Here is a 22,454-nt window from a genome sequence, read left to right on the forward strand (position 1 = left end):
TTGTCAGTTCTGCTTCGGAGCAAATCGGGTGATCAGGTCCTGTTCGAGCTGGCGCAGGCGCGGCGCGTCCTGCTCGCGCTGGCGGCGGCCGTCGGCGATGATCTGCGTGATGTCGTCGAACGCGCCGAACAGCTGCTGCTGCGCGTATTCGAACGTGTCGGTCGAGATCACCGGGCGCTGGCCGAGCTTCGCGACTTCCTGCGCGTTCTGGCGATTCAGGTCGGCCTGCGCGCGGATCGCCTCGTCGGCCGCGTCGTACGTCGCGTTCGCGAGCGCCGCCGCGCGCTTCGTGCTGAGCTGTTCGAGGTAGAGCGCGAATGCGTTGGTCCACGCGGGGATCAGCACGGTCTTGATCGTCATGAATTTCGACGTCAGCGTGCGTTTCTGGTCCTGCTCCATCCGGATCTGCGGCGCGAGCTGCTTCGACATCAGCATCGCGCGGTCGAGATCGTCGAGCTTGCTTTCGAGCGCGTCGACCTTGCGCTTCACGTCGAGCAGGCGCTGCGCGGCGAATGCGTCGTCCGCCGGCTGCTGGCCGGCCGCCAGATGCGCGCGCAGCGCCGCGAGCGCCGTTTCGCCGTGCGCCTTCGACTGCGCGAGTTCCTGGTGCAGCGCGTAGTTGTCGTTGTACATCCGCTCGAGCTCGTCGATGCCGGCCTTCTGGCGCTGCGCATGGTTTTCGAGCTCGACGACGAGCGTGTCCATCCGCTTGCTCACCGATTCATATTGCGACAGCAGCTTCTCCTTGGTCGAGCGGAACAGCCGCGTGACCTGCGTGAGCAGCCCGCCCTTGTCGGCGCCGCGCGGGTCGAGCCCTTTCGCGGTCGCGATCAGCTCGTTGAGCTTGTCGCCGAACTGGTCGGCGTCCGAGGCCCGGACGCTCGCGAGAATCTGCTGGGAGAAGGCGGCGATCCGCGTGCCCTGCGTCGCGCCGAGCTGGTCGATCTCGTCGACGGTGATCAGGCGCGCGTGTTCCGTGGGCTGCGCTGCCGGCGCGACGACGTGGGCAGCGTTGGCGACGGCGGCTGGCACGGCGACGGGTGACGAAGGCGGGGTGGAAGGACGATCGCTGACCGCATCGGATTGCTTGTCGTCGAATAGCGGCTTCATGTGGCTACCCCGTTTCCTTTTCTGCTTTTTGCTACGTGTTGTCGTGCGCGCGAGGCGCGCTTCCGTGGTTGCCGTCGTGCTCTCTCACGGACGGCAGACGGACAATAATGGGCGGCGGTGCGGCTCGTCAAGCCGGGCCAATCGTTCATTTTCCATACTTTTTGTAATATATGCGGCGGAAATTCCGACACTGCCTCCGGCAACGTCAGGACAAGTGCCTTGATGGAGCACGAATCCGGGTTCCTCGGGGCACGTCGGCAAAGAGAAATGGAAAGTATTTTGAAAGAATTAAGCGCTCGCCATTCCGCTGATTGTTACAGATCGCTTAACGCGAGCCCTTGCGTCGCGCCCTAGTACGAATAGCCTTGCGACGCCGGGCGCGCATCGTGACGGCGGCCCCACCACGGCAAGTACGCGTTGTTCTCCCCGCGTGCGCGGAACCAGTCCTTGCCGGGATCGATCGGTGTCAGCTTCGACGGCGCAACCACCACCACGGCCGTCGGATGCTCCGCGTCGGTCGTCCCCGCCACGAGCACGTTTCCGCCGAGATGGTTTGCGCGGCCGATCGCCAGCGCCACATCGGTCAGCGCCGCGCCGGCGCCCATGTCACCGAGCAGTGCCGACGTGTTGAAGGTCGCGTCGCGGAGGTCGCTTTCCGGCACGGCTTGCGCGAGCCCTTGCGAAAGCGACGCGGCCCTTGCCGACGCGGCAGCGCTGCCCTTGCCCGCATCGTGAATAACGTAGTTCAGCAACGAGACAGCGACGCCCGCATTGCCTGCCGCCGCATCGATCGTCGACTTCCATGCCTGCCCTCCCCGGCTGCCGCCCTGCTTCGCGTCGAAATCCTCGACGTTGCCTTGCGCCGCCTTGCCGATCCATGCCAGCGGTTCGCGCTCGGTCTTCAGAGCCGGGCCGGCGAGGAACAGCACCACCATGTTCTCGTTGATCTGTTCGTCCTGCGGAGGAAAGCTTGGCGCGTCCCAGTTCATCACCCACACGCTTTTGTCGGGATGCGCGGCCAGGTAGTCCAGCGCGGCGTTCAGCGACGTGAAGCCGGCATTGCCGTGGCCCGACGTCACGCGCACATCGGGCGGCGTATCGCTGCTCCATAGATTTTTTGCGGAAGGGTTGCCGATTTCGTACGTACTTACCATTTCGTCGCGCAGGTACGCGCCGGCAGCTTCAGGATCGAGACGGTCGGCGGGAAGAGCAAGTTCGACACGCACCCCGGCCAGTTCGCGCCACTCCCGCTTGTACTTCGAGCTGACGGTGTAAAAATAATCGGGGTTCATCACGTAGCGCGTTCGAAACAACACAAGAAGTTCGTCGACGTACTTTTCATAGAACCCGGAAAACGTCTCACTTCCCCAGTTACCATTCGCAACAATGGAAACCGCCTGCAAGGTCGAGTATTTTTTGGGGTTTGTCCGCACCATGTCGTCGTTGGCGTTCGGTTTCACCAACCCGAGCGTCCACAGCAATTGCCACTCGGTCGGATAGTCACGACGCTGCAGCGGATTGAGCCATTCAAGTCCGACAACTTGAGCAACAAATGGCGCGGCAGATGCACCTTCGACAGATTGCGCCGATGTGGTGCTCGTCTCGGCCCGCAACGGCGGGAACGACAAGAGTGTTGCCATGACCATCGAGACGCACCCGATGCGTCTGGCAAGCGTGAAACAGTGCATGAATATTCCCGATCGAGCCGACCAATCCCGAGCGCCGGTCCGATAATTCATTCCCGTCCGGACGACGCCAGACTCGAAATCAGCGTCGCACCACACGACGTTTTGTGACCATCGAATGCGGCCGGTTTCCCGTCGACGATGACCTGCGGATCGCCTTCGGCGATAAAGCAGGCCTGATGTCCCGTAATCGGGCAGACACACGTATCACCGAGCCGCGCGACCGGCCGCCCCATCACTTCGCTGACCGCGCTGCCGGTCACGACCTGACCGCCGTGGCTCGTTGCGTCGCCGACCCGAATGATTCCGCGCATGCGCGCTCCTTATTCCGAATAGCCTTGCGGAGCCGGACGCGCGTCGTGACGGCGGCCCCACCACGGCAAGTACGCGTTGTTCTCCCCGCGTGCGCGGAACCAGTCCTTGCCGGGATCGATCGGTGTCAGCTTCGACGGCGCAACCACCACCACGGCCGTCGGATGCTCGGCGTCGGTCGTTCCGGCTACGAGCACATTTCCACCGAGGTGATTCGCGCGGCCGATCGCCAGCGCCACATCGGTCAGCGCCGCGCCGGCACCCATGTCACCGAGCAACGCCGATGTATTGAAGGTCTGCGTGCGGAAATCGTATTCCGGCAGAACTTCTGTCAGCGTCTGCGACAGTGAGGCAATGCGTGTCGATGCAGCATCGCTGCCCTTGCCCGCGTCGTGCACGATGTAATTCAACGACGACACCGGCACGCCAGCATTACTCGCCGCCGTATCGATCGTCGACTTCCATGCCTGCACCGCACGGCTCGCGCCTTGCTTTGCCTCGAAATCCTTGACGTTGCTTCGTGCAGCCTTGCCGATCCAGGCCAGCGGCTCACGCTCGGTCTTCAGGTCGGGGCCGGCGAGGAACAGCACCACCATGTTCTCGTTGATCTGTTCGTCGTTCGGCGGGAAGCTCGGTGCATCCCAGTTCATCACCCACGCGCTTTTGTCGGGGTGGGCGGCCAGATAGTCCAGCGCCGCGTTCAGCGACGTGAAGCCGGCATTCCCCTGTCCCGATGTCACATGCACGTCCGGCGGTGTGTCGTGGCTCCATAAATTTTTGGCGGACGGGTTTCCTATTTCGAAGAAATTAACAATCTGATCTCGCAAATGTGACGATGCCAGCCCAGGATCGAGTCGACCAGAGGGGATTGCCAGCTCGATATGCATGCCAGCCAATTCTCGCCACTTCTTCTGACTATCCGCGCTAACCGTGTAAAAATAATCCTGGTTCGTGAAATATCGAGTCCGGAAAAGTACCAGCAGCTCATTGATATATTTCTTATAAAATCCGGAAAACGATTCACGCCCCCGGCGACCATCGGCCACGATAGAAATCGGTTGCAATGTTGAATATTTTTTTGGATTGACCCGAACCATGTCATCGTTGACATTCGGCTTTACCAGGCCGAGCGTCCATAATATCTGCCACTCGGTGCTGTAATCCTTGCGCTGCAACGGGTTCATCCAGCCAAGCCCGACGACCTGAGCAACGAATGGTCTGGACGCCCCAGCTCCGGTAATTGGAGCCGCCTTCTCGTTCAATGAAGCCGCAACCGCTCGCGGACCCGCAATCACCGTTGCAAATGCAAATACCATGATTGCCACAAGTCCTGGAACCAGGACTAACCGCTTCATCAGAGTTCCCATGCTCAACAACGCTCCTGTCCCGTCATCAGACGAAACCAATATCAAAACCGATACACCCAGCGCAAGAAGCAATGCACCGCCGGCGACTCCGGCACGACGCGGCCATGTAGCGATGGCCGATCTCATAAATGGCCTCCAAGCTTCAGGAAAAATCCACCATCTCTTTCGTCGTGTATCTTGGAAGGCATTTTTGCATGATCATCCTTAACAACCCAATCTTGCAAAAACATTTTTTCACACTTTCCAGTTATAATATATTCTGCCATCTTACCATTTTGACCCTCATCACCCAAACTATTGGCAAATCGCCAATCAGCCTGAATCCTGATTTCTTCAAAATCCATCTCGGTCAGATAGCAAAGCCCAATTGCAACATCATAAGCCAACGCCTTTTCAGCATGGTCCTTGTTGGTCATGATGGTCGAATGGTTGGTGGGGTTATTCTTGTCCCCGCCGTTCAGAATCTGAAATATCTCCTTGTTCCGCCATTCCGTATAGTCAGCACTCGCTGCCCCCGGATTGTCCTCCCCGACCACGGTTCCGATCTCGTCGACCCAGCGACGATTTCCGGATCTCCGCGCTTCCATGCGAAGAATCGAATGATCCTCATACCGCTGCGCAGCCTCGGACGCCGCATCGCCCTGTGCTTTCAGCGCATCACCCTCAGTCTTGAATTTTTCCGACTTCGCGTCGAAGTTGTCGTACGGATCGTCATCGCGCTTGCTCTCCTTCTTGGCATCGCGCGCAGCCGACGGCGGATCGTAACTCTCGTTGAAGCGCCCTTCCTCAATCGGTTTCCCCTGCGCATCGCAAGCGCCCGACGGTTTGTCGTAGCGCAACGCCTGCGGAAGGAAGCGGGTCTCCTTGTCGAGCATCGGTGCCGTAATCGGGATTTCCCAGTCTTTCGGCGGATCGGCATTGACCGCCATGTTAGTCAAATTGAACAGGTAAAGAGCCGGGCTCGTTGCAATCGTGAAAAACTTCGCGATCCACCCTTCATTGGAATGCGTGCCTCGTCCAAGACCATACCGTGCAGGTGGTGACGGCGGATACCAGAAACCCTCCTTCTGGTTCTTGTCCTTGCGCCAGTCATCCTGCCAATACCGATAGAGCTTGTTCTCTCCGCCCACCTCGAAATTCGACGCGAACACGCGCTGCGAGAAAACACCCCACCCGTTGGTCGCACTGATCTCGTCGACACTCATCCCGCGCCAGCCGATTCCCTGAACGGTCAAGGCCGAAATGACCTGATCGTGCGGGCAACAGTACAGCGTCACTCTGCCGTACGTGTTTTTCTGGTACAACCCGTGCGCCTCGCGGTCCTTGGCTGCACTATACGGTTTGCCGCCATTCTTCGACGGCCTTGCGTTTTCCATTGCGCGATCCAGATCCTCCGCAGGCATCTCGAGCTCGGCCCGGGTACGCAGGATATCGAAGTACTCCCTCAGCGTTTCCTTGCGCGCGACATAGGTCTCGCGCCCCACGTGCCCGTTCTTGTCGCGCACCCCGCGCTGGGCCCACGAGTCGGTCATGTTGGCCTCGACGAGACTGTACGGGGGATTGGCGAGAACATAGGTATCGGCGACGCAGCGCCCTTTCTTGCCCCATTGATCCGTCACCTCGGGCAAGCGGTCTCCAAGGAATGCAGCGGCAAGGCCGATCATGTTTCCCTGACTGTGGCACACGATCGTGATCGGCGCGTCGGCCTGTCGCTTGCGGATCGACTCGACCAGGCGTGCAAGCCGCAGCGCGCCAAGCACACCGTAAGTGCGCGGTGGCGTGGAGTAGATTTTTCGATTGCCGATGCCATTCATGTGCTGGACGGTCAGCCACAGGAAAAGCCGATCGTTCAACCCGTCGTTCCACAGATCCGGCAAACTCGTACACCCGCCCGCGAACGGGCCACCGCCCCAGTAATTCTTTTCGTTGAGCATGATCTTGTCGCCATACTCCTTCAGTTCCTCCGCGTTCGCGGCATAGCCCCACCGAAAGTGGATGACGGGCGAAAAGGACGGATCGGGCTTGATGTACGTCTTCGACGACATGTCCGGATTCAGGAAACCGTCTGGCGTCAGGCTTTCGATATAGCTGACCGGCGTCATCTGCCCGGCCACCGGCCCCCAATGGAACAGTTGATCGTCATAACGCCCCATGCGCCGGTTCAATCCGGCACACAACCCTTTCTCGGCGTCCTTGAACCATTCCCCTTCCGAATTCACCCCGTGCACGAAAATGACGACGCCCGGCAACGGCATCTGCATCACGCACTCGAGGTCGTTGCGGTTAAACAGTGTCGTCCCCAGTCCACCGCCCACCGAAGTCTGCGACGGGTCGTCCGTCGACGGTTGCCCGCCCGGGTTCTGCGCAAAGTTGTAGTTGAACATGTTGTTTTTCTTGAAGACTCAGCTCAGGTTCTGGACTTGAAAAAGCGAACCGCCAATTGTTCGAACTGATCGCTGCTGACCGGCGCCAGCTTGCCTTGCGCGTCGGTCTTCCCCTTGGTCAATTCGCCCGACGCCTTTCGCACCTCGGCTTCCATGCCCTCGACCGGCTGCCCGTCCGTGGCGCGTACCAGCTTCGGCACGCGCCCCAGCGAGCCTTGGTCGAACTTCGGAAAGTCGGCGCTCATGCTCGCCGGCCCGGCCCACGTATGCGACGCGGACTTGACGGTAAAACTCCCCGGACACCCGAGCTCGATATCGCCGCCATGCAGCTTCAGATACGCGCCGCCCGACGTCACGAACACGACCTGCTCGCTGGCCATGCCCGCGAGCTTGCCGCCGCCCGCCGTCATCTGGATGTTCTTCGCCGAATCGATCTGCGTGTCGTCGTTCTGGCTCTGCAGCGCAACTTTCCCCCGGTTGGCGATTGCCGACACGCCTTCGCTGTGCGCAAACATCGCGACGCCGTGCCCGGCCTGCAGGTTGATCCGCTGCCCGCTCGTGTACTGCAGGTGGTTCTGCGCGACGACATCGACGTTGCCGCCCGCATGGGTCGTCACGGTCTTCGGCGTCGCCATGCTGATGCCGGCCGGTGCGGTGATGCCGATCGCGGCCATCGACGCGCCTGACGACTCACCGCCGCCGGACGCCTCGCCATTCGGCCAGCCTTTCACCGTGGTCATGAGTGCATCGTGCGGCTGCGTGTCGGGCGCGACGCCTTGATGCTGGGCCGCATAGTCGCCGAGACTCTTGAACAGCTCGACGCATTCCTGCATCAGTTGCAGATACTCGTCCCGCGCGAGGTGGCCGTCACTGGCGCGCAGCCGCTCCCAGGCCGAAATCAGCATCGCCTTGCCGCTTCGAATCGCCACGTGCGCATCGCTGCGCAATTCCGCGCCTTCGCCGCGCGCCGCCCCCTGCCCGTTGTCGCGCGGCTGCGTCAGATAGCCGAGGTTCAGCTGACTGTACGCATGCTCGCTCGCCAACTGGCTGCTGATCTGCCCGGGCGTATCGTCGAAGCGGATCTGGTTGTACCGCTGCCCCTTGATTTCCTTCGTCTTCGTGCCGGAAAGATAGCGGTTGCCCGGCAGCGCGCCGGTATGACTGAAGGTCGCCGGCATGTTCGGCCCATTGGCCAGCACACCCATCACGACGAGCCGGTCCGGATCGCCGCCGATATGGCCGATCAGCACTTCCATGCCGACGCGCGGCAACGTATTCGCGCCGAAATTCGACCCGGCGAGCGCGCAGGCGACGCGCACCGGTGCGCTGTCGGACGGCGTGCCACTCGTGCCGGCACCCTGCGCGTGCGCATGATCGTCCGCGCTCAGCCCCTGGATCCGCACCCGGATGCGGCCCATTTCATCGCAGAACACCTCCTCGCCCTCCGGCCCGACGACGACGGCCGTCATCGGATGCACGGGCGGCAGGTCGACGTGCGGATCGTAGGCAGGCGTCAGCGGCACGCCGCGCCGCACGCACGAGAACGTGTTCTCGTAGCGCCTGTCGCTTTCGTCGCCCGGCTTGCCGCTCACGTCGGTCGGCACCGCGCTGAACAGCACGCGGCTTGCCGCGAACAGCGATTGCGCGCGCTCGTTCAGTTCCTTCGGCAGATTGTTTCGCACGCAATGATGAAGCGACGTGACGACAAACTGCCGCTGTTCAGCCGGCAACGTGTCGAGTTGAGGATGCTCCGCGAGCGCAAACCAGTGACCGACGGCCAGATCACGCACGTTGCTCACGCCGTCGACGGATTCGGCGCGCAGTTCATGCGCCAGCATCCGGTCCTTGCCGATCCGGTCGAGATCGGACGACGAATCCCCGGCGTGCGGGATATCGATCACGACGTCGGCCAGCAAATGCCCGAGGTCGTTGCCACTGTCGCCCTGATCGACGATCGTCGCCTGCTCGGTTTGGGACATCCGGCCGCTCTTGTAGTCCCACGTCGGCCGGACGATCTTGCCCGGAATCAACCGGCGGCTCGTCGCCCACAGCGTGATCGAGTCGCGCTCTTCGGTGGCGGCGTCACGGTGGTAGCGGATGGTGCCGGCGGCCGTCTGCGGCAACTTCATCGAGTCGTCGGCAAAGACGAGCGTATGCACCGGCGTGTCGTGCGCATTGCCGCTCGCCCGCTCCCCGGCCTTGCCCGCCTTGACGAATACGGTCGCTCCCTCCCGTCGCAACAGGCGCCGAATGAAGTGCGCGTCCGACTCGTTGACCTGCCGTGTGAGTTCCCGCGCGGGGTAACGCTCGGCTTGCAGACCGGACAGGTCGAATTCGAATGCGCCCGCGAGCGCCGAGCTGCGCTGGCGCCATTCCTGAAGCAGCACACCCAGGATGTCGGGCAGGCTCTTCGACCGAAACAACCGCGAATTGGTCCGTCGCTCCATCACGGACAGCACGTCGCGAATCGTCAGCTGGTAGCAGGTCAGTGAACCGTCCGATTGGCCGGTGCGAACGTCGGTGACAATGCCGTTGATGGTATGGAGACGCCCGCGATCGGTCGTCATCTCGACGGAGACCGGCAGCCCGATGAAGCCGCGGATCGGAAGATCGGCCCGTGACGACACGCAGGTCAGATGCCCCTCGATGCCCGTCATCAACCCTTCGCGGATATCGGCATACTGGAGCGCAAGCACCTGCTCGAGCGTTTTCTGGGCGGCCCCCCAGTTCATGCGAACCGGCCGATTGTTCTGATCGACCACCCCGGACGCAAACGTGCGCAGCAATTCGGCTGTATTCACAGCGTGACTCTCAGGATTTTGTTTGACTTCGTTGTTCGGCGAACAATCACGCCCGCTGGTCCGTCCTGGGAGTGCCGCCCGTCTGATTTTCGGCGAGCATAACAAATTTGTCGGCTTGGTGACGGCTTTTTGACAGGATTTAGAATCCTTTTTGCGAAGCGTCCGAACGGACTCTCCAGTTCACATTCTTTCGAACCGGGACGTTCCGTGTCCGATGTAGCGAGCAGGTCGTACGGGTCGTCACGATCTGACGCAGGGCGTCGCGCGCTCGGTATGGATCGACGATTTTCCGACGGGCGCGGAAGGGAGTGGCGGGCTGCCGCCAGAGTTTGCTATACTCTCGGTCTTCCGGAGAGATGGATGAGTGGTTTAAGTCGCACGCCTGGAAAGCGTGTATAGGTTAATCGCCTATCGGGGGTTCGAATCCCCCTCTCTCCGCCAGAATACGTGAGGCCCCTGATTTCCCTAGGAATCAGGGGCTTTTCATTTTGGGACCGCCGACACGCCATACATCGCCCCGCCCCCTCACGGATGCCGAATGTAATCCACCAACGCCCGCGTATACTCATCCGGCCGCCTGTCGCACAGACTGACCACGATCGCCACCGCAAACCCCGCCGGCACCCCGAACACGCCTGAACTGATCGGCTCGATCCCGAACCACGTGCGCCCGGCGAACCCGGTCAGTTGCGTGAAGAACGGATAAGTCGACACGATGTAGTACACGCACACCGCCAACCCCGTCACCATCCCCGCAATCGCGCCACGCGTCGTCGTGCGCTTCCAGAACACCCCCAGCACCAGCACCGGAAAGAAGCTCGACGCCGCCAGAGAAAACGCGGCGCCGACGAGAAACAGGATCTTTCCGGTATTGAGCGACGCGACATACGACGCGAACAGCGCCACCCCGAGCAGCAGCACCTTCGAGATCGTCACGCGCCGCTGGCTCGACGCATCGGGCGCCACCATGCAGTAGTAGACGTCGTGCGACAGTGCATTCGCGATCGTCAGCAGTAGCCCGTCCGCGGTCGACAGCGCCGCGGCCAGTGCACCGGCCGCGATCAGCCCCGACACCACGTACGGCAGCCCCGCGATTTCCGGCGCGGCCAGCACGACCATGTCCGGCTGCATCTGGATTTCCGACCAGTGCACGATGCCGTCCCGAATCACCTCGACGACGCTGATCAGGTCGGGCTCGAAGTGATGCCACTGCGTGACCCACCCCGGCAATTCGGCGAACGGCCGCCCGACGAGATTCGCGAGGATCTCGTACTTGATCAGCACCGCGAGCACAGGCACGCTCAGGTAGAACAGCGCGATGAAGAACAGCGTCCAGCCGACCGAGCGCCGTGCCGACGCAACCGACGTGGTCGTGTTGTAGCGCGTCAGGATGTGCGGCAGGCTCGCGGTACCGAGCGACAGGCACAGCAGCAGCGCGAGGAAATTCCGCTCGCGCGGCTTGCGTTCGTCTTCGCTCGCGGCCGGAAACGGCTCGTGCATCGGCACGGGCGGCTCGGCACGCGCGAGCAGGTCGTCGCGCGCCTGCGTCCACGCCACGCGCGCCGCCGCCGGATCGCGCGGGAAATCGGCCAGCTCGCGCTCGCGCTGGCTGATCTCGCGCAGCGGCCCGTTGTGGCGCCGCAGGTCCGCAAGCTGGTCGACGAGATGCCGGCGCGCGTCCGCATAGGACGCCGGCAACCGGTCGAGCCGCGTCTGGATGTCCGCGGCTTGCCGGCGGTATGCATCGCGCACCTGCTGCTCGTCGCGCGCGTCGCGCACCTGCGCCTCGCGCGCCGCGACGCGCTCCATCAGCTTGCCGTAATTGAACTGCGGCACGGGGCCGAGCCCGTTCTTCATCGCGATCAGCGACACCGGAATCAGGATCGCGCTGATCAGGATGATGTACTGCGCGACCTGGGTCCACGTGACCGCGCGCATCCCGCCGAGAAACGAGCACACGAGAATGCCCGCGAGCCCGCAGAAGATGCCGATCGCGAAATCGACCCCGATGAAGCGCGTCGCGATCAGGCCAATCCCCTGGATCTGCGCGACCAGGTACACGAACGAACACAGGATCGCCGCGCCGGCCGCGAGCGCGCGCACGGCCGTGCTCGAAAAGCGCGTGCCGAGAAAATCGGGAATCGTGTAGCGCGCGAGCTTGCGCACATACGGCGCGAGCAGGAACGCGACGAGGCAGAACCCGCCCGTCCAGCCCATCACGTACGCGAGCGCGTCGTAACCGGTCGCGTAGAGCGAGCCGGCCAGACCGATGAACGACGCGGCCGACAGCCAGTCGGCCGCCGTCGCCATCCCGTTGAACGCGGACGGCACGCGCCGCCCGGCCACGTAGTACTCGACGAGATCGGACGTGCGCGACAACAAGCCGATCACCGCGTACACGGCGATCGGCACGAACAGGAACACGTAGCCGATCCACACGCCCGAGCCCGTCGCGCGCTCGATCCGCCACATCAGCAGCACGAAACCGAGAAACCCGAGCGTATAGAGCGCGTACGCGCGTATCAGTCGATGTGTCAGCATGAATCAGCGCCCGCCGTTCGCAAGGCCGGCGCGCGCCGCATGCTCGCCGTACGCGCGGCGCAGCGTGCGGTCGGCGCGCTGCATCAGCCCGATGTAGACGACGATCAGCACGAGGTACACGAGAATCGCGCCCTGTGCGCCGACATAGAACGGCAGGCTGAAGCCGGCGAAGCGAACCCCGGCGAGCGCGGGCCCGAAGAACGGCACGATGAACGACACCGCGAAACCGATCACCATCAGCACCGCGATCAGCGCGACGTTGAAGCGCCAGTAGCGTGCGTGCGCACGCGCGAGCGGCGCGGGAACGGGAGGTGGCGCAGCAGGCGCCGAACGGGTCGGAACGGTCATGCCGTTATGTAGCAAAAAGCCCCTGCGCGGGCAATCGGGATTGCCGCGCAGGGGCTCGTGCGCGTGACGCGCAACCGGCAGGCGCTCAGCGCACTTCGGTGAGCTGCTCGAGGATGGCCGGATTCTCGAGCGTGGACGTATCCTGCGTGATCGCCTCGCCCTTCGCGAGCGAGCGCAAGAGGCGCCGCATGATCTTGCCCGAGCGCGTCTTCGGCAGGTTGTCGCCGAAGCGGATGTCCTTCGGCTTCGCGATCGGCCCGATCTGCTTGCCGACCCAGTCGCGCAGCGCCTTCGCGAGCGCCGCGGCTTCGTCGCCTTCCGGGCGCGAACGCTTCAGCACCACGAATGCCACGACCGCCTCGCCCGTCGTGTCGTCCGGGCGGCCGACCACCGCCGCCTCCGCAACCAGCTCATGCGACACCAGCGCCGATTCGATCTCCATCGTGCCCAGCCGGTGGCCCGACACGTTCAGCACGTCGTCGATCCGGCCCATGATCGTGAAGTAGCCGGTCTCCTTGTCGCGCACGGTGCCGTCGCCGGCCAGATAGAGCGTGCCGCCGAGTTCTTCCGGGTAGTAACTCTTCTTGAAGCGCTCCGGGTCGCCCCAGATCGTGCGGATCATCGCGGGCCACGGGCGCTTGACGACCAGAATCCCGCCTTGCCCGTTCGGCACGTCCTGGCCCGTCTCGTCGACCACCGCGGCCATGATGCCCGGCAACGGCAGCGTGCACGAACCCGGCACGGTCGGCGTCGCGCCCGGCAGCGGCGTGATCATGTGGCCGCCGGTTTCGGTCTGCCACCACGTATCGACGATCGGGCAGCGCTCGTGGCCGACGTGCTTGTGGTACCACATCCACGCTTCCGGATTGATCGGCTCGCCGACCGTGCCGATGATGCGCAGGCTCGACAGGTCATAGCTCTTCGGATGAACCTTGTCGTCGGCTTCGGCCGCCTTGATCAGCGAACGGATCGCGGTCGGCGCGGTGTAGAACACGGTGACCTTGTGATCGCCGATCATCTTCCAGAAGCGCCCGGCGTCCGGATACGTCGGCACGCCCTCGAACACGACCTGCGTGCCGCCGCACGCGAGCGGCCCGTACGTGATGTACGTGTGGCCCGTGACCCAGCCGATGTCGGCCGTGCACCAGAACACGTCGTCGGGTTTCCAGTCGAAGGTCCACTTCATCGTCTGCGCGGCCCACAGCAGGTAGCCGCCCGTGCTGTGCTGCACGCCCTTCGGCTTGCCGGTCGAGCCCGACGTATACAGGATGAACAGCGGATGCTCGGCGCCGACCCAGGTCGGCTCGCAGCGGTCGGATTCGCCGTCGGTCAGCTCGTGCATCCACAGGTCGCGGTCCGCATGCCAGTCGATCTTGCCGCCGGTGCGGCGATAGACGATCACGCTCTTGACCGCTTCGCAGCCGCCCAGCGCGATCGCCTCGTCGGCGATGCTCTTGAGCGGCAGCGTCTTGCCGCCGCGCGCCTGTTCGTCGGCGGTGATCAGCGCGACCGCGCCGACGTCGACGAGCCGCTCATTGAGCGATTTCGCGGAGAAGCCGCCGAACACGACCGAGTGCGTCGCGCCGATGCGCGCGCAGGCCTGCATCGCGACGATGCCTTCGATCGACATCGGGATATAGATGACGACGCGATCGCCCTTGCCGATCCCGCGTTTCTTCAGCGCATTGGCGAAGCGCGACACGCGTGCGAGGAGGTCCGCATAGGTGACGCGGGTGACGGTGCCGTCGTCGGCCTCGAAGATCACCGCGACGCGCTCGCCGTGGCCCGCTTCGACGTGACGGTCGAGACAGTTGTACGACGCGTTGAGCTCGCCGTCGTCGAACCATGTGTAGAACGGCGCGTTACGCTCGTCGAGCACCTTGGTGAACGGCTTGTGCCACGTGAGGCCCTCGCGCGCGAGCCGCGCCCAGAAGCCTTCGTAATCCTGCTCGGCCTCGGCGACGAGCGCGCGATAGGCCGGCATGCCGGAAATGGTCGCCGTCTTCTCGAGCGCCGCGGGCGGCGCGAACTGACGGGTTTCGTGAAGAACCGATTCAATCGCAGACATCGACTACCCCTTGGTGAACATGAATCCTCTGCATGGCGGCGCGATCGTGCGCGCCGCGCGTCGTCCTGGCCGGCGCTGCGCGCCGCTGTCTCCCACCACCCGCGCGCGGCCGCGAAGGCCTGCGCACGATGCTGCACCGCACCACATCAAGTCACGTCACGCAAATGTGACCTGCGGCGCGGCAGTTCCACGATAAGCGCGCCAACTTACCCGTCACTTACGCGGCATGGCCGTTTCGTGCGCGAGGCGCCGCACCGAGGCCAGCTTTACGCTGTTACAACCGCGACCCTACAATCCTAACTGAACTCGCCTTCCGGATTCCAGCTTGAATCGCTACGCCCTCTTCCTCATCCTGTCGATGCTGTTCGTCGGCAGCAACGTCGGTATCGGTAAATCCATCGTTGCATTCGTCCCCGTCGCCATCCTCGCCACGCTGCGCTTCGTGATCGCGATCGCGGTGCTGTGGCCGCTGTTCAGCCCCGTGAAGATGCGCACGGTCAAGCGCGGCGAATGGCTGAACCTGTTCCTGCAGGCGTTCTTCGGCACCTTCATGTTCACGCTGCTGATGCTCAACGGCGTGCAGCGCACGAGCGCGGTGGCCGCGGGCGTCATCACGAGCACGATCCCGGCGATCGTCGCGCTGTTCGCATGGCTGATCCTGCGTGAAAAACCGAACGGCCGTGCGCTCGTGTCGATCGCGCTCGCGATCATCGGCGTCGTGACGATCAATCTCGCCAACGGCAGCGCGGCCGGCCACGGCGCGCAGGGCGACGCGTCCGGCTCGCTCGCCGGCAACCTGCTGATTCTCGGCGCGGTGTGCTGCGAATCGATCTACGTGATCCTGTCGCGCCGGCTCACGCAGACGCTCGCGCCGATCGACATCTGCGCGTATACCCACCTGTTCGGCCTGTTCCTGATGCTGCCGCTCGGCGCGACGGCGCTGTGGCGCTTCGATTACGCGAGCGTGCCCGCCGGCACCTGGGCGCTCGTCGTCTGGTACGGGTTGTCGGCCAGCATCTTCTCGTTCTGGCTGTGGATGAAGGGCATCCGGCACGTGCCGGGGAGCCTCGCCGGCGTGTTCAGCGCGGTGCTGCCGATCGCGGCAGCCGCGTACGGCATCGCGTTCCTCGGCGAGCGCCCGACGCTCGCGCACGGCATCGCGCTCGCGTGCGTCGTCGCCGGCATCGTGCTCGCGAGCCTGCGCGTCAAACGCGTGCCGGCGGCCGCCTCCTGATCCGTCCCCCGCGGCGCCGGCGCGTCGCTGCAGTCGCGCCGGCCGACGCGTTACAATAGCGCGCCTTTTCAAGATTACCCCGATACCTGCGCACCGCGCCCGTACCCCGACATGTCCGCCCCGCATTCGCCCGGCTATCCTGGCCGTCGCCCGCTTCGCCCGCTTCCCGCGCTGATTTTCATGAGCCGCTGGCTCCAGGTTCCGCTCTATCTGGGCCTGATCGTCGCGCAGGCCGTCTACGTGTTCCTGTTCCTGAAGGAAGTCTGGCACCTGCTGTCGCATGCGACGGGCCTCGACGAAATCAGCGTGATGCTCGCCGTGCTCGGCCTGATCGACGTGGTGATGATCTCGAACCTGCTGATCATGGTGATCGTCGGCGGGTATGAAACGTTCGTGTCGCGGCTCGGCATCGAGGGCCACCCCGACGAGCCCGAATGGCTCGACCACGTGAACGCGGGCGTGCTGAAGGTCAAGCTGTCGATGGCGCTGATCAGCATTTCGTCGATCCACCTGCTGAAGACGTTCATCAACCCCGACCAGCACACGACGCACGCGATCATGTGGCAGGTGATCATCCACGTGTCGTTCCTCGTGTCGGCGCTCGTGATGGCGTGGGTCGACCGCCTGACGACGCACACGCACCCGGCCCATTTCCACGAGGCGCATGCGTCCGCAGCGTCCCGACCGGCGGCCTGAACCGTCGGCAACGCATTCCCCACTGTCCCCACAGAGTCTCAGCCATGACCGTCATCAAACAGGAAGACCTGATCCAGAGCATCGCGGATTCGCTGCAGTACATCAGCTACTACCACCCGCTCGACTACATCCAGGCCCTCGGCCGCGCGTACGAGCTGGAAGAGAGCCCGGCGGCGAAGGACGCGATCGCGCAGATCCTCACGAACAGCCGCATGTGCGCGGAAGGCAAGCGTCCGATCTGCCAGGACACCGGCATCGTCACGATCTTCGTGAAGGTCGGCATGGACGTGCGCTGGGACGGCGCGACGATGGGCCTCACCGACATGATCAACGAAGGCGTGCGCCGCGGTTACACGCACCCGGACAACGTGCTGCGCGCGTCGATCGTCAATCCGCCGGAAGGCGCCCGCAAGAACACGAAGGACAACACGCCGGCCGTGATCCACTACGAGATCGTGCCGGGCGACAAGGTCGACGTGCAGGTCGCGGCGAAGGGCGGCGGCTCGGAAAACAAGTCGAAATTCGTGATGCTGAACCCGTCCGATTCGATCGTCGACTGGGTGCTGAAGACGGTCCCGACGATGGGCGCCGGCTGGTGCCCGCCGGGCATGCTCGGGATCGGCATCGGCGGCACCGCCGAGAAGGCGATGCTGATGGCGAAGGAATCGCTGATGGAGCCGATCGACATCCAGGAAATCATCGCGCGCGGCCCGAAGGACTGGGTCGAGGAACTGCGTGTCGAACTGCACGAGAAGGTCAACGCGCTCGGCATCGGCGCGCAGGGCCTCGGCGGCCTCGCGACCGTGCTCGACGTGAAGATCATGGCGGCGCCGACGCACGCGGCGTCGAAGCCGGTCGCGCTGATCCCGAACTGCGCGGCCACGCGCCACGCGCACTTCGTGCTCGACGGCTCGGGCCCGGCCAAGCTTGAAGCGCCGTCGCTCGACGCCTGGCCGAAGGTGCAGTGGGAACCGAACACGGAAACCAGCAAGCGCGTCGACCTGAACACGCTGACGCCGGAAGAAGTCGCGAGCTGGACGCCGGGCCAGACGCTGCTGCTGTCGGGCAAGATGCTCACCGGCCGCGACGCCGCGCACAAGCGCATCGCGGACATGCTCGCGAAGGGCGAGAAGCTGCCCGTCGACTTCACGAACCGCGTGATCTACTACGTCGGCCCGGTCGATCCGGTGCGCGACGAAGTCGTCGGCCCGGCCGGCCCGACGACGGCCACGCGCATGGACAAGTTCACCGAGACGATGCTCGCTCAGACGGGTCTGATCTCGATGGTCGGCAAGGCCGAGCGCGGCCCGGTCGCGATCGACGCGATCAAGAAGCACAAGGCCGCCTACCTGATGGCGGTCGGCGGCGCGGCCTACCTCGTGTCGAAGGCGATCCGCGGCGCGAAGGTGCTCGCGTTCGAAGACCTCGGCATGGAAGCGATCTACGAATTCGACGTGCAGGACATGCCTGTAACAGTTGCCGTCGATTCGTCGGGCACGTCGGTGCACCAGACGGGTCCGAAGGAATGGCAGGCGAAGATCGGCAAGATCCCGGTCGCAGCCGCGTAAGCGCGATCGAACGAAAGGCCGGACGCGCGTCCGGCCTTTTTACTTCTCATTCTCATTATTGTGCGCGGCCGGTTATTCAAGGCTGATTCTCATTACACGCAAAAGGCAGGCCCGACAAGGCTTCGAGGCTTGGCTTTTCTCGTTCGAGCGATTATCGTTCGGTTTCTGAAGCTCCACTGAACAAGGAACAGCCATGCAAGGCGACAAGAAAGTCATCGAATATCTGAACGCCCAACTGAAGAATGAACTCACGGCGATCAACCAGTACTTCCTGCATGCGCGCATGTACAAGCACTGGGGCCTCGACAAGCTCGGCAAGCACGAATACGACGAGTCGATCGGCGAAATGAAGCACGCCGACTGGCTGATCGAACGCGTGTTCATGCTCGACGGCCTGCCGAACCTGCAGGACCTGCACAAGCTGCTCGTCGGCGAGGAAACCGAAGAGATCCTGAAGTGCGACCTGAAGCTCGAGCAGATCTCGCAGTCCACCTGCAAGGAAGCGATCGCCTACTGCGAATCGGTTCGCGACTACGTGTCGCGCGAGATCTTCGAAAAGATCCTCGACGACACCGAAGAGCACATCGACTGGCTCGAAACGCAGATCGACCTGATCGGCAAGGTCGGCCTGCAGAACTATCAGCAAACGATGATGGGTTCGGCCGAGTAATCGCCCTGCCCGCCAGCCCGCCGCCCGCCCGACGATGACGCACCCGTCCGCCGCTACCGCGCCGCACGCCGCCGCCCCTGTCGGCATCTTCGACTCGGGGCTCGGCGGCCTGTCGGTGCTGCGCGCCGCGCGCGCGCACCTGCCCGGCGAATCGTTCGTCTACGTAGCCGACTCGCACCACGCGCCATACGGCCCGCGCGACGAGGCATTCATTACGGAACGCACGCTGGCCATCGGCGAGTGGCTCGCGCGCGAAGGCGCGAAAGCGCTCGTCATCGCATGCAACACGGCAACGGCTCGGGCGATCGCGGCCATCCGCGAACGCCTGTCGATACCGCTCGTCGGCGTCGAGCCGGGCATCAAGCCGGCCGCCGCGCTGTCCGCGACCGGCGTCGCGGGCGTCCTCGCCACACAGTCGACGCTGAACAGCCCGCGCTTCCAGGCGCTGCTCGACCGCTACGGCGCCGGCCGCCGCTTCATCTGTCAGCCCGGCCACGGGCTCGTCGAAGCGATCGAGCGCGGCGACACGAACTCGCCCGCACTACGGGCACTGCTCGAGCGTTACATACAGCCGATGCTCGACGACGGCGCCGATACGCTGGTACTCGGCTGCACGCACTACCCGTTCTTCACAGAAACGATTCGTGACATTGTTGGCGAGCGCCTGACGATCGTCGACACGAGCGATGCCATTGCCCGCCAGCTCGCGCGGGTGCTCGACGAACGCGGGCTGCGCGCGCCGGCCGGCACGCACGCCGCGCCGACGCGCTTGTGCTCGACGAGCGACGGCCTGCAACTGCGCGCGCTCGCGTCGACGCTGCTCGGCCTCGAGGCGCCGGTCGAATCCGTCACCATTTCCTCGCCGAACGCGCACGCCTGCGCGACCGCCTGACGCGCGCCGGCACGCCGGGCTCCCACGGCGGCCAAGCCGCCGCTTCCTTTCAAGGGTCCGATGACCTTAAAAAAAGCCCGACCCAGGCTTGTCAACACCCGCAAAATTAATGATAATAATTCGCATTAACGTTAGCTATCGCAACTCATCATGATCGTCTGCGTGTGCAAGTCTGTTTCCGATCGCAAGATTCGCGCGTCCCTCGCGGAGGGCGTGAACTCTTTCGATGAACTCCAGTTCGAGCTCGGCGTGGCCACGTGCTGCGGCAAGTGCGAGGAGTCCGTACGCGACCTCATGGCCGAGCAAGGCGTCTGCGCGAGCCGGTGCGGTGTCGAGCATCATGCTCATCCGATCCCGGTCACGTTCTACGACCGCAAGGCGGCCTGAGCGGCGCCGAGCGTGTGCATGCGGCCCGGGCCGCATTTTTTGTCTTGACCGTCAGCAAGCCACCGTCTGCGCGAGCCAACGGCTTACCTGCCAAGGAGCCTGTGATGGAATTGCTGATCGGATTCGTAACCACCGTTTGCATCTCGCTGCTGATCTTCCGCAAGTGATGCCGATTCACCCGCCGCGCCCCGGGTGCGGCGTCGTTCTTTCAAGCTAACATGCAGGCTTCGCATCTCGCTCCTGCCGGCGCCATGCCGGCTGCACCACGTATGAATCCCCGAGTGATCGTCGTCGCGGTCGGCGTGCTAGCCGCACACGCGATCATGCTGACGGCCGCATGGCTCCATCGCAACGCGCCGCCGCCGAAATCGGTCGAGGTCCAGACGATCACCGCGCAGCTCATCACGCCTGCGCCGATCGCGCAGCAGGTCGCGGCCGAATCGATTCCGCAGCCCGCCCCGCCGAAGCCCGTGCCGCGCGTGAAGCCGAAGGTCGAGCCGAAACCGGTGCAGAAAGCCGCAAAGCCGACCCCGCAGCCGGTCGCGCCGTCGCCGGCGCCGTCGCCCACCCCGGCTCCCGCGGCCGATCCGACACCCGCTCCGGCCGCGCCCGCGCCCGCCGCACCGGCCGCCACGCAGGGCCCGGCGCGCGAAACGATGCAGGTCAGCGCGCCGAAGAACGTGCCGACGCTCCAATGCAACTTCGTGAAGCCCGACTATCCGTCGATGTCGCGCCGCCGCGGCGAATCGGGCACCGCCTATGTCCACTTCGTCGTCGGCGTGACCGGCAAGATCGAAAGCATCGATCTGCAGAAGAGCAGCGGCTATCCGCGCCTCGACGATGCCGCGCTCGACGCGATGCGCGCGACCACCTGCCGTCCGTACATCGAGAACGGCGAGGCGATCCGCGCCGCCCGCACACAGCCCTACAGCTTCGGGCTCACCGACTAACCTGCCTCATCCGGAAGATTCAAAGGAAACAAAAAAATGCAAAGCTACGGTATCGCGCACGTCTGGGCGCAAGGTGATTTCGTCACGCGCGCCATTGCGATCACGCTGCTCGTGATGTCGGTCCTGTCGTGGATCGTGATCGTCATCAAGGGCTGGAACGTGATCCGCCTGAACCGCCTCACGAAGAACGCCGAACAGGCTTTCTGGCATTCCGACGATTTCGACGACGGCATCAAGAAGCTCGGCCTCGCCGCGTCGACGCCGAACGACAACCCGTTCCTCGCGCTCGCGCTGTCGGGCAAGGAAGCCGTCGACCACCACCATCACACGCAACCGCATCTGCACGATCGCATGGACGTATCGGACTGGGTCACGCGCTGCCTGAAGGACACGATGGACGAAGGCATTTCGCGCATGCAGAGCGGCCTCGCGATCCTCGCATCGGTCGGCAGCACCGCGCCGTTCGTCGGCCTGTTCGGCACGGTCTGGGGGATCTATCACGCGCTGCTCGCGATCGGCGCTACCGGCCAGACGTCGATCGACCAGGTCGCGGGTCCGGTCGGCGAATCGCTGATCATGACGGCCTTCGGCCTGTTCGTCGCGATTCCCGCGGTGCTCGGCTACAACGCGCTGATCCGCGCGAACAAGGGTGTCGTCAGCAAGCTGCGCCGCTTCGCGCACGGTCTGCACGCGTACTTCGTGACGGGCGCGAGCCTCGCGTCGTCGTCGACGCGCGACGGCCTGCGTCTCGCATCGCGCACCGCCAGCTGAGACGAGGTGAACCATGGCCATGAACACCGGTTTCAGCGACGATGACGACGATGCCGTGATGAGCGAGATCAACATGACGCCGCTCGTCGACGTCATGCTCGTACTCCTGATCATTTTCCTCGTGACGATCCCGGCGATGCAGCATGCGGTGAAGATCGACCTGCCGCACGCCAGCAGCCAGCCCGTCGACGAAAAGCCGCAGACCGTCGACGTCGCGATCCAGGGTGACGGCACGATCCTGTGGGACGACCACACGGTCACGCGCGAACAATTGCAGGCGCGCATCGCGGAAGCCGCGAAGCGCACGCCGCAGCCGGAATTGCATCTGCGCGCGGACCGCAAGGTGGCCTACGAGCACGTCGCGGAAGTGATGTCGGATGCGCAGGCTGGCGGCTTGACCAAGCTCGGCTTCGTGACGGAGCCCGGCGCGAAAACGAAGTAACACGCGCACGTTCTGTCGTCGCCAGTAGTCACTGCGCGCCTTGCCGGCCGCACCTCGCCGGCCGCACCTAGCCGGCCGCGCCCAAAGTAAAAGGCCTTCATCGCCAGATGAAGGCCTTTTTTCATGCGCACGCGGGCGCCTTCGGGCGGCGGGCTCTTCGGCGGTATCGGTTACGCCTCGAGCAACGCAAATGCGACTTTGCCGTGGTCTGCACGGACTGCGCGTTCT

General features: G+C 64.0%; 18 protein-coding genes and 1 tRNA gene. 10 read left to right on the forward strand and 9 right to left on the reverse strand.

Annotation, left to right across the window (positions count from 1 at the left end):
- Window positions 1–3: 3 nt before the first annotated feature.
- From QZM15_RS14480 to QZM15_RS14505, 6 genes are all read right to left on the reverse strand, one after another.
- Window positions 4–1,110: a toxic anion resistance protein gene (locus tag QZM15_RS14480; protein WP_226224979.1), complete on the reverse strand. Its 1,107-nt coding sequence runs from the start codon at window positions 1,108–1,110 to the stop codon at window positions 4–6.
- Between the two features lie 350 nt (window positions 1,111–1,460).
- Window positions 1,461–2,798, reverse strand: coding sequence for a virulence factor (locus QZM15_RS14485; RefSeq protein ID WP_226093850.1), 1,338 nt, complete (start codon window positions 2,796–2,798; stop codon window positions 1,461–1,463).
- A gap of 47 nt (window positions 2,799–2,845) precedes the next feature.
- Window positions 2,846–3,109, reverse strand: coding sequence for a PAAR domain-containing protein (locus QZM15_RS14490; RefSeq protein ID WP_060966367.1), 264 nt, complete (start codon window positions 3,107–3,109; stop codon window positions 2,846–2,848).
- A gap of 9 nt (window positions 3,110–3,118) precedes the next feature.
- The gene (locus QZM15_RS14495; RefSeq protein WP_196485202.1) at window positions 3,119–4,600 is read right to left on the reverse strand and encodes a virulence factor; all 1,482 of its coding nucleotides are present in this window, start codon (window positions 4,598–4,600) and stop codon (window positions 3,119–3,121) included.
- On the reverse strand, window positions 4,597–6,858 hold the full coding sequence (locus QZM15_RS14500) for a hypothetical protein (protein ID WP_302106622.1): 2,262 nt from the start codon (window positions 6,856–6,858) through the stop codon (window positions 4,597–4,599). Before QZM15_RS14500 ends, QZM15_RS14495 begins: the two co-directional genes overlap by 4 nt.
- 23 nt (window positions 6,859–6,881) lie before the next feature.
- Entirely contained in the window at window positions 6,882–9,659 is a 2,778-nt protein-coding gene (locus QZM15_RS14505) for a type VI secretion system Vgr family protein (RefSeq protein ID WP_302106623.1), read from the reverse strand.
- Window positions 9,660–10,009: 350 nt separating this feature from the next.
- On the opposite strand from QZM15_RS14505, the gene QZM15_RS14510 reads away from it, so the two are divergent.
- Window positions 10,010–10,100, forward strand: a tRNA-Ser gene (locus QZM15_RS14510).
- 84 nt (window positions 10,101–10,184) lie between these two features.
- Here QZM15_RS14510 and QZM15_RS14515 read toward each other — a convergent pair.
- From QZM15_RS14515 to acs, 3 genes are all read right to left on the reverse strand, one after another.
- The gene (locus tag QZM15_RS14515; RefSeq protein ID WP_060314223.1) at window positions 10,185–12,200 is read right to left on the reverse strand and encodes a sodium:solute symporter family protein; all 2,016 of its coding nucleotides are present in this window, start codon (window positions 12,198–12,200) and stop codon (window positions 10,185–10,187) included.
- A 3-nt stretch (window positions 12,201–12,203) separates the two neighbouring features.
- A complete protein-coding gene (locus QZM15_RS14520) occupies window positions 12,204–12,548 on the reverse strand; it encodes a DUF4212 domain-containing protein (protein ID WP_302106624.1) in 345 nt (114 codons plus the stop codon).
- An 85-nt stretch (window positions 12,549–12,633) separates the two neighbouring features.
- Window positions 12,634–14,616: an acetate--CoA ligase gene (gene acs, locus QZM15_RS14525; protein ID WP_099316596.1), complete on the reverse strand. Its 1,983-nt coding sequence runs from the start codon at window positions 14,614–14,616 to the stop codon at window positions 12,634–12,636.
- Between the two features lie 325 nt (window positions 14,617–14,941).
- On the opposite strand from acs, the gene QZM15_RS14530 reads away from it, so the two are divergent.
- From QZM15_RS14530 to QZM15_RS14570, 9 genes are all read left to right on the forward strand, one after another.
- Window positions 14,942–15,850 carry a DMT family transporter gene (locus tag QZM15_RS14530; RefSeq protein ID WP_060313613.1) on the forward strand — a complete coding sequence of 303 codons (909 nt, stop codon included), beginning with the start codon at window positions 14,942–14,944 and terminating at the stop codon, window positions 15,848–15,850.
- Window positions 15,851–15,961: 111 nt separating this feature from the next.
- The gene (locus QZM15_RS14535) at window positions 15,962–16,546 is read left to right on the forward strand and encodes a TIGR00645 family protein (RefSeq protein WP_302106625.1); all 585 of its coding nucleotides are present in this window, start codon (window positions 15,962–15,964) and stop codon (window positions 16,544–16,546) included.
- 44 nt (window positions 16,547–16,590) lie between these two features.
- Window positions 16,591–18,114, forward strand: a complete 1,524-nt coding sequence (locus tag QZM15_RS14540; RefSeq protein WP_034183495.1) for a fumarate hydratase — start codon at window positions 16,591–16,593, stop codon at window positions 18,112–18,114.
- A 193-nt stretch (window positions 18,115–18,307) separates the two neighbouring features.
- Complete coding sequence (bfr, locus tag QZM15_RS14545; RefSeq protein ID WP_006478315.1) at window positions 18,308–18,784, forward strand: bacterioferritin; 477 nt, start codon at window positions 18,308–18,310, stop codon at window positions 18,782–18,784.
- Between the two features lie 34 nt (window positions 18,785–18,818).
- The gene (gene murI / locus QZM15_RS14550; protein ID WP_124864560.1) at window positions 18,819–19,676 is read left to right on the forward strand and encodes a glutamate racemase; all 858 of its coding nucleotides are present in this window, start codon (window positions 18,819–18,821) and stop codon (window positions 19,674–19,676) included.
- 150 nt (window positions 19,677–19,826) lie between these two features.
- Window positions 19,827–20,063 carry a bacterioferritin-associated ferredoxin gene (locus QZM15_RS14555; RefSeq protein WP_006482749.1) on the forward strand — a complete coding sequence of 79 codons (237 nt, stop codon included), beginning with the start codon at window positions 19,827–19,829 and terminating at the stop codon, window positions 20,061–20,063.
- A 218-nt stretch (window positions 20,064–20,281) separates the two neighbouring features.
- The gene (locus QZM15_RS14560) at window positions 20,282–21,013 is read left to right on the forward strand and encodes an energy transducer TonB (RefSeq protein ID WP_226224969.1); all 732 of its coding nucleotides are present in this window, start codon (window positions 20,282–20,284) and stop codon (window positions 21,011–21,013) included.
- 36 nt (window positions 21,014–21,049) lie between these two features.
- Window positions 21,050–21,784 (forward strand): MotA/TolQ/ExbB proton channel family protein, encoded by a 735-nt coding sequence (locus tag QZM15_RS14565; RefSeq protein WP_059642283.1) that lies wholly within the window; start codon window positions 21,050–21,052, stop codon window positions 21,782–21,784.
- A 13-nt stretch (window positions 21,785–21,797) separates the two neighbouring features.
- Window positions 21,798–22,226 (forward strand): biopolymer transporter ExbD, encoded by a 429-nt coding sequence (locus QZM15_RS14570; RefSeq protein WP_059583550.1) that lies wholly within the window; start codon window positions 21,798–21,800, stop codon window positions 22,224–22,226.
- Window positions 22,227–22,454: the final 228 nt, after the last annotated feature.

The organism is Burkholderia sp. AU44665, from assembly GCF_030504405.1.
GTDB classification, from domain to species: Bacteria; Pseudomonadota; Gammaproteobacteria; order Burkholderiales; family Burkholderiaceae; genus Burkholderia; species Burkholderia semiarida.

Coding starts and splice junctions, on each gene's coding strand:
- QZM15_RS14515 (WP_060314223.1), bottom strand. CDS start 12,200: ATGCTGACACATCGACTGATACGCGCGTACGCGCTCTATACGCTCGGG.
- murI (WP_124864560.1), top strand. CDS start 18,819: ATGACGCACCCGTCCGCCGCTACCGCGCCGCACGCCGCCGCCCCTGTC.
- QZM15_RS14540 (WP_034183495.1), top strand. CDS start 16,591: ATGACCGTCATCAAACAGGAAGACCTGATCCAGAGCATCGCGGATTCG.
- QZM15_RS14520 (WP_302106624.1), bottom strand. CDS start 12,548: ATGACCGTTCCGACCCGTTCGGCGCCTGCTGCGCCACCTCCCGTTCCC.
- QZM15_RS14555 (WP_006482749.1), top strand. CDS start 19,827: ATGATCGTCTGCGTGTGCAAGTCTGTTTCCGATCGCAAGATTCGCGCG.
- acs (WP_099316596.1), bottom strand. CDS start 14,616: ATGTCTGCGATTGAATCGGTTCTTCACGAAACCCGTCAGTTCGCGCCG.
- QZM15_RS14565 (WP_059642283.1), top strand. CDS start 21,050: ATGCAAAGCTACGGTATCGCGCACGTCTGGGCGCAAGGTGATTTCGTC.
- QZM15_RS14485 (WP_226093850.1), bottom strand. CDS start 2,798: ATGCACTGTTTCACGCTTGCCAGACGCATCGGGTGCGTCTCGATGGTC.
- QZM15_RS14490 (WP_060966367.1), bottom strand. CDS start 3,109: ATGCGCGGAATCATTCGGGTCGGCGACGCAACGAGCCACGGCGGTCAG.
- QZM15_RS14570 (WP_059583550.1), top strand. CDS start 21,798: ATGGCCATGAACACCGGTTTCAGCGACGATGACGACGATGCCGTGATG.
- QZM15_RS14495 (WP_196485202.1), bottom strand. CDS start 4,600: ATGAGATCGGCCATCGCTACATGGCCGCGTCGTGCCGGAGTCGCCGGC.
- QZM15_RS14500 (WP_302106622.1), bottom strand. CDS start 6,858: ATGTTCAACTACAACTTTGCGCAGAACCCGGGCGGGCAACCGTCGACG.
- QZM15_RS14560 (WP_226224969.1), top strand. CDS start 20,282: ATGCAGGCTTCGCATCTCGCTCCTGCCGGCGCCATGCCGGCTGCACCA.
- QZM15_RS14535 (WP_302106625.1), top strand. CDS start 15,962: ATGTCCGCCCCGCATTCGCCCGGCTATCCTGGCCGTCGCCCGCTTCGC.
- bfr (WP_006478315.1), top strand. CDS start 18,308: ATGCAAGGCGACAAGAAAGTCATCGAATATCTGAACGCCCAACTGAAG.
- QZM15_RS14480 (WP_226224979.1), bottom strand. CDS start 1,110: ATGAAGCCGCTATTCGACGACAAGCAATCCGATGCGGTCAGCGATCGT.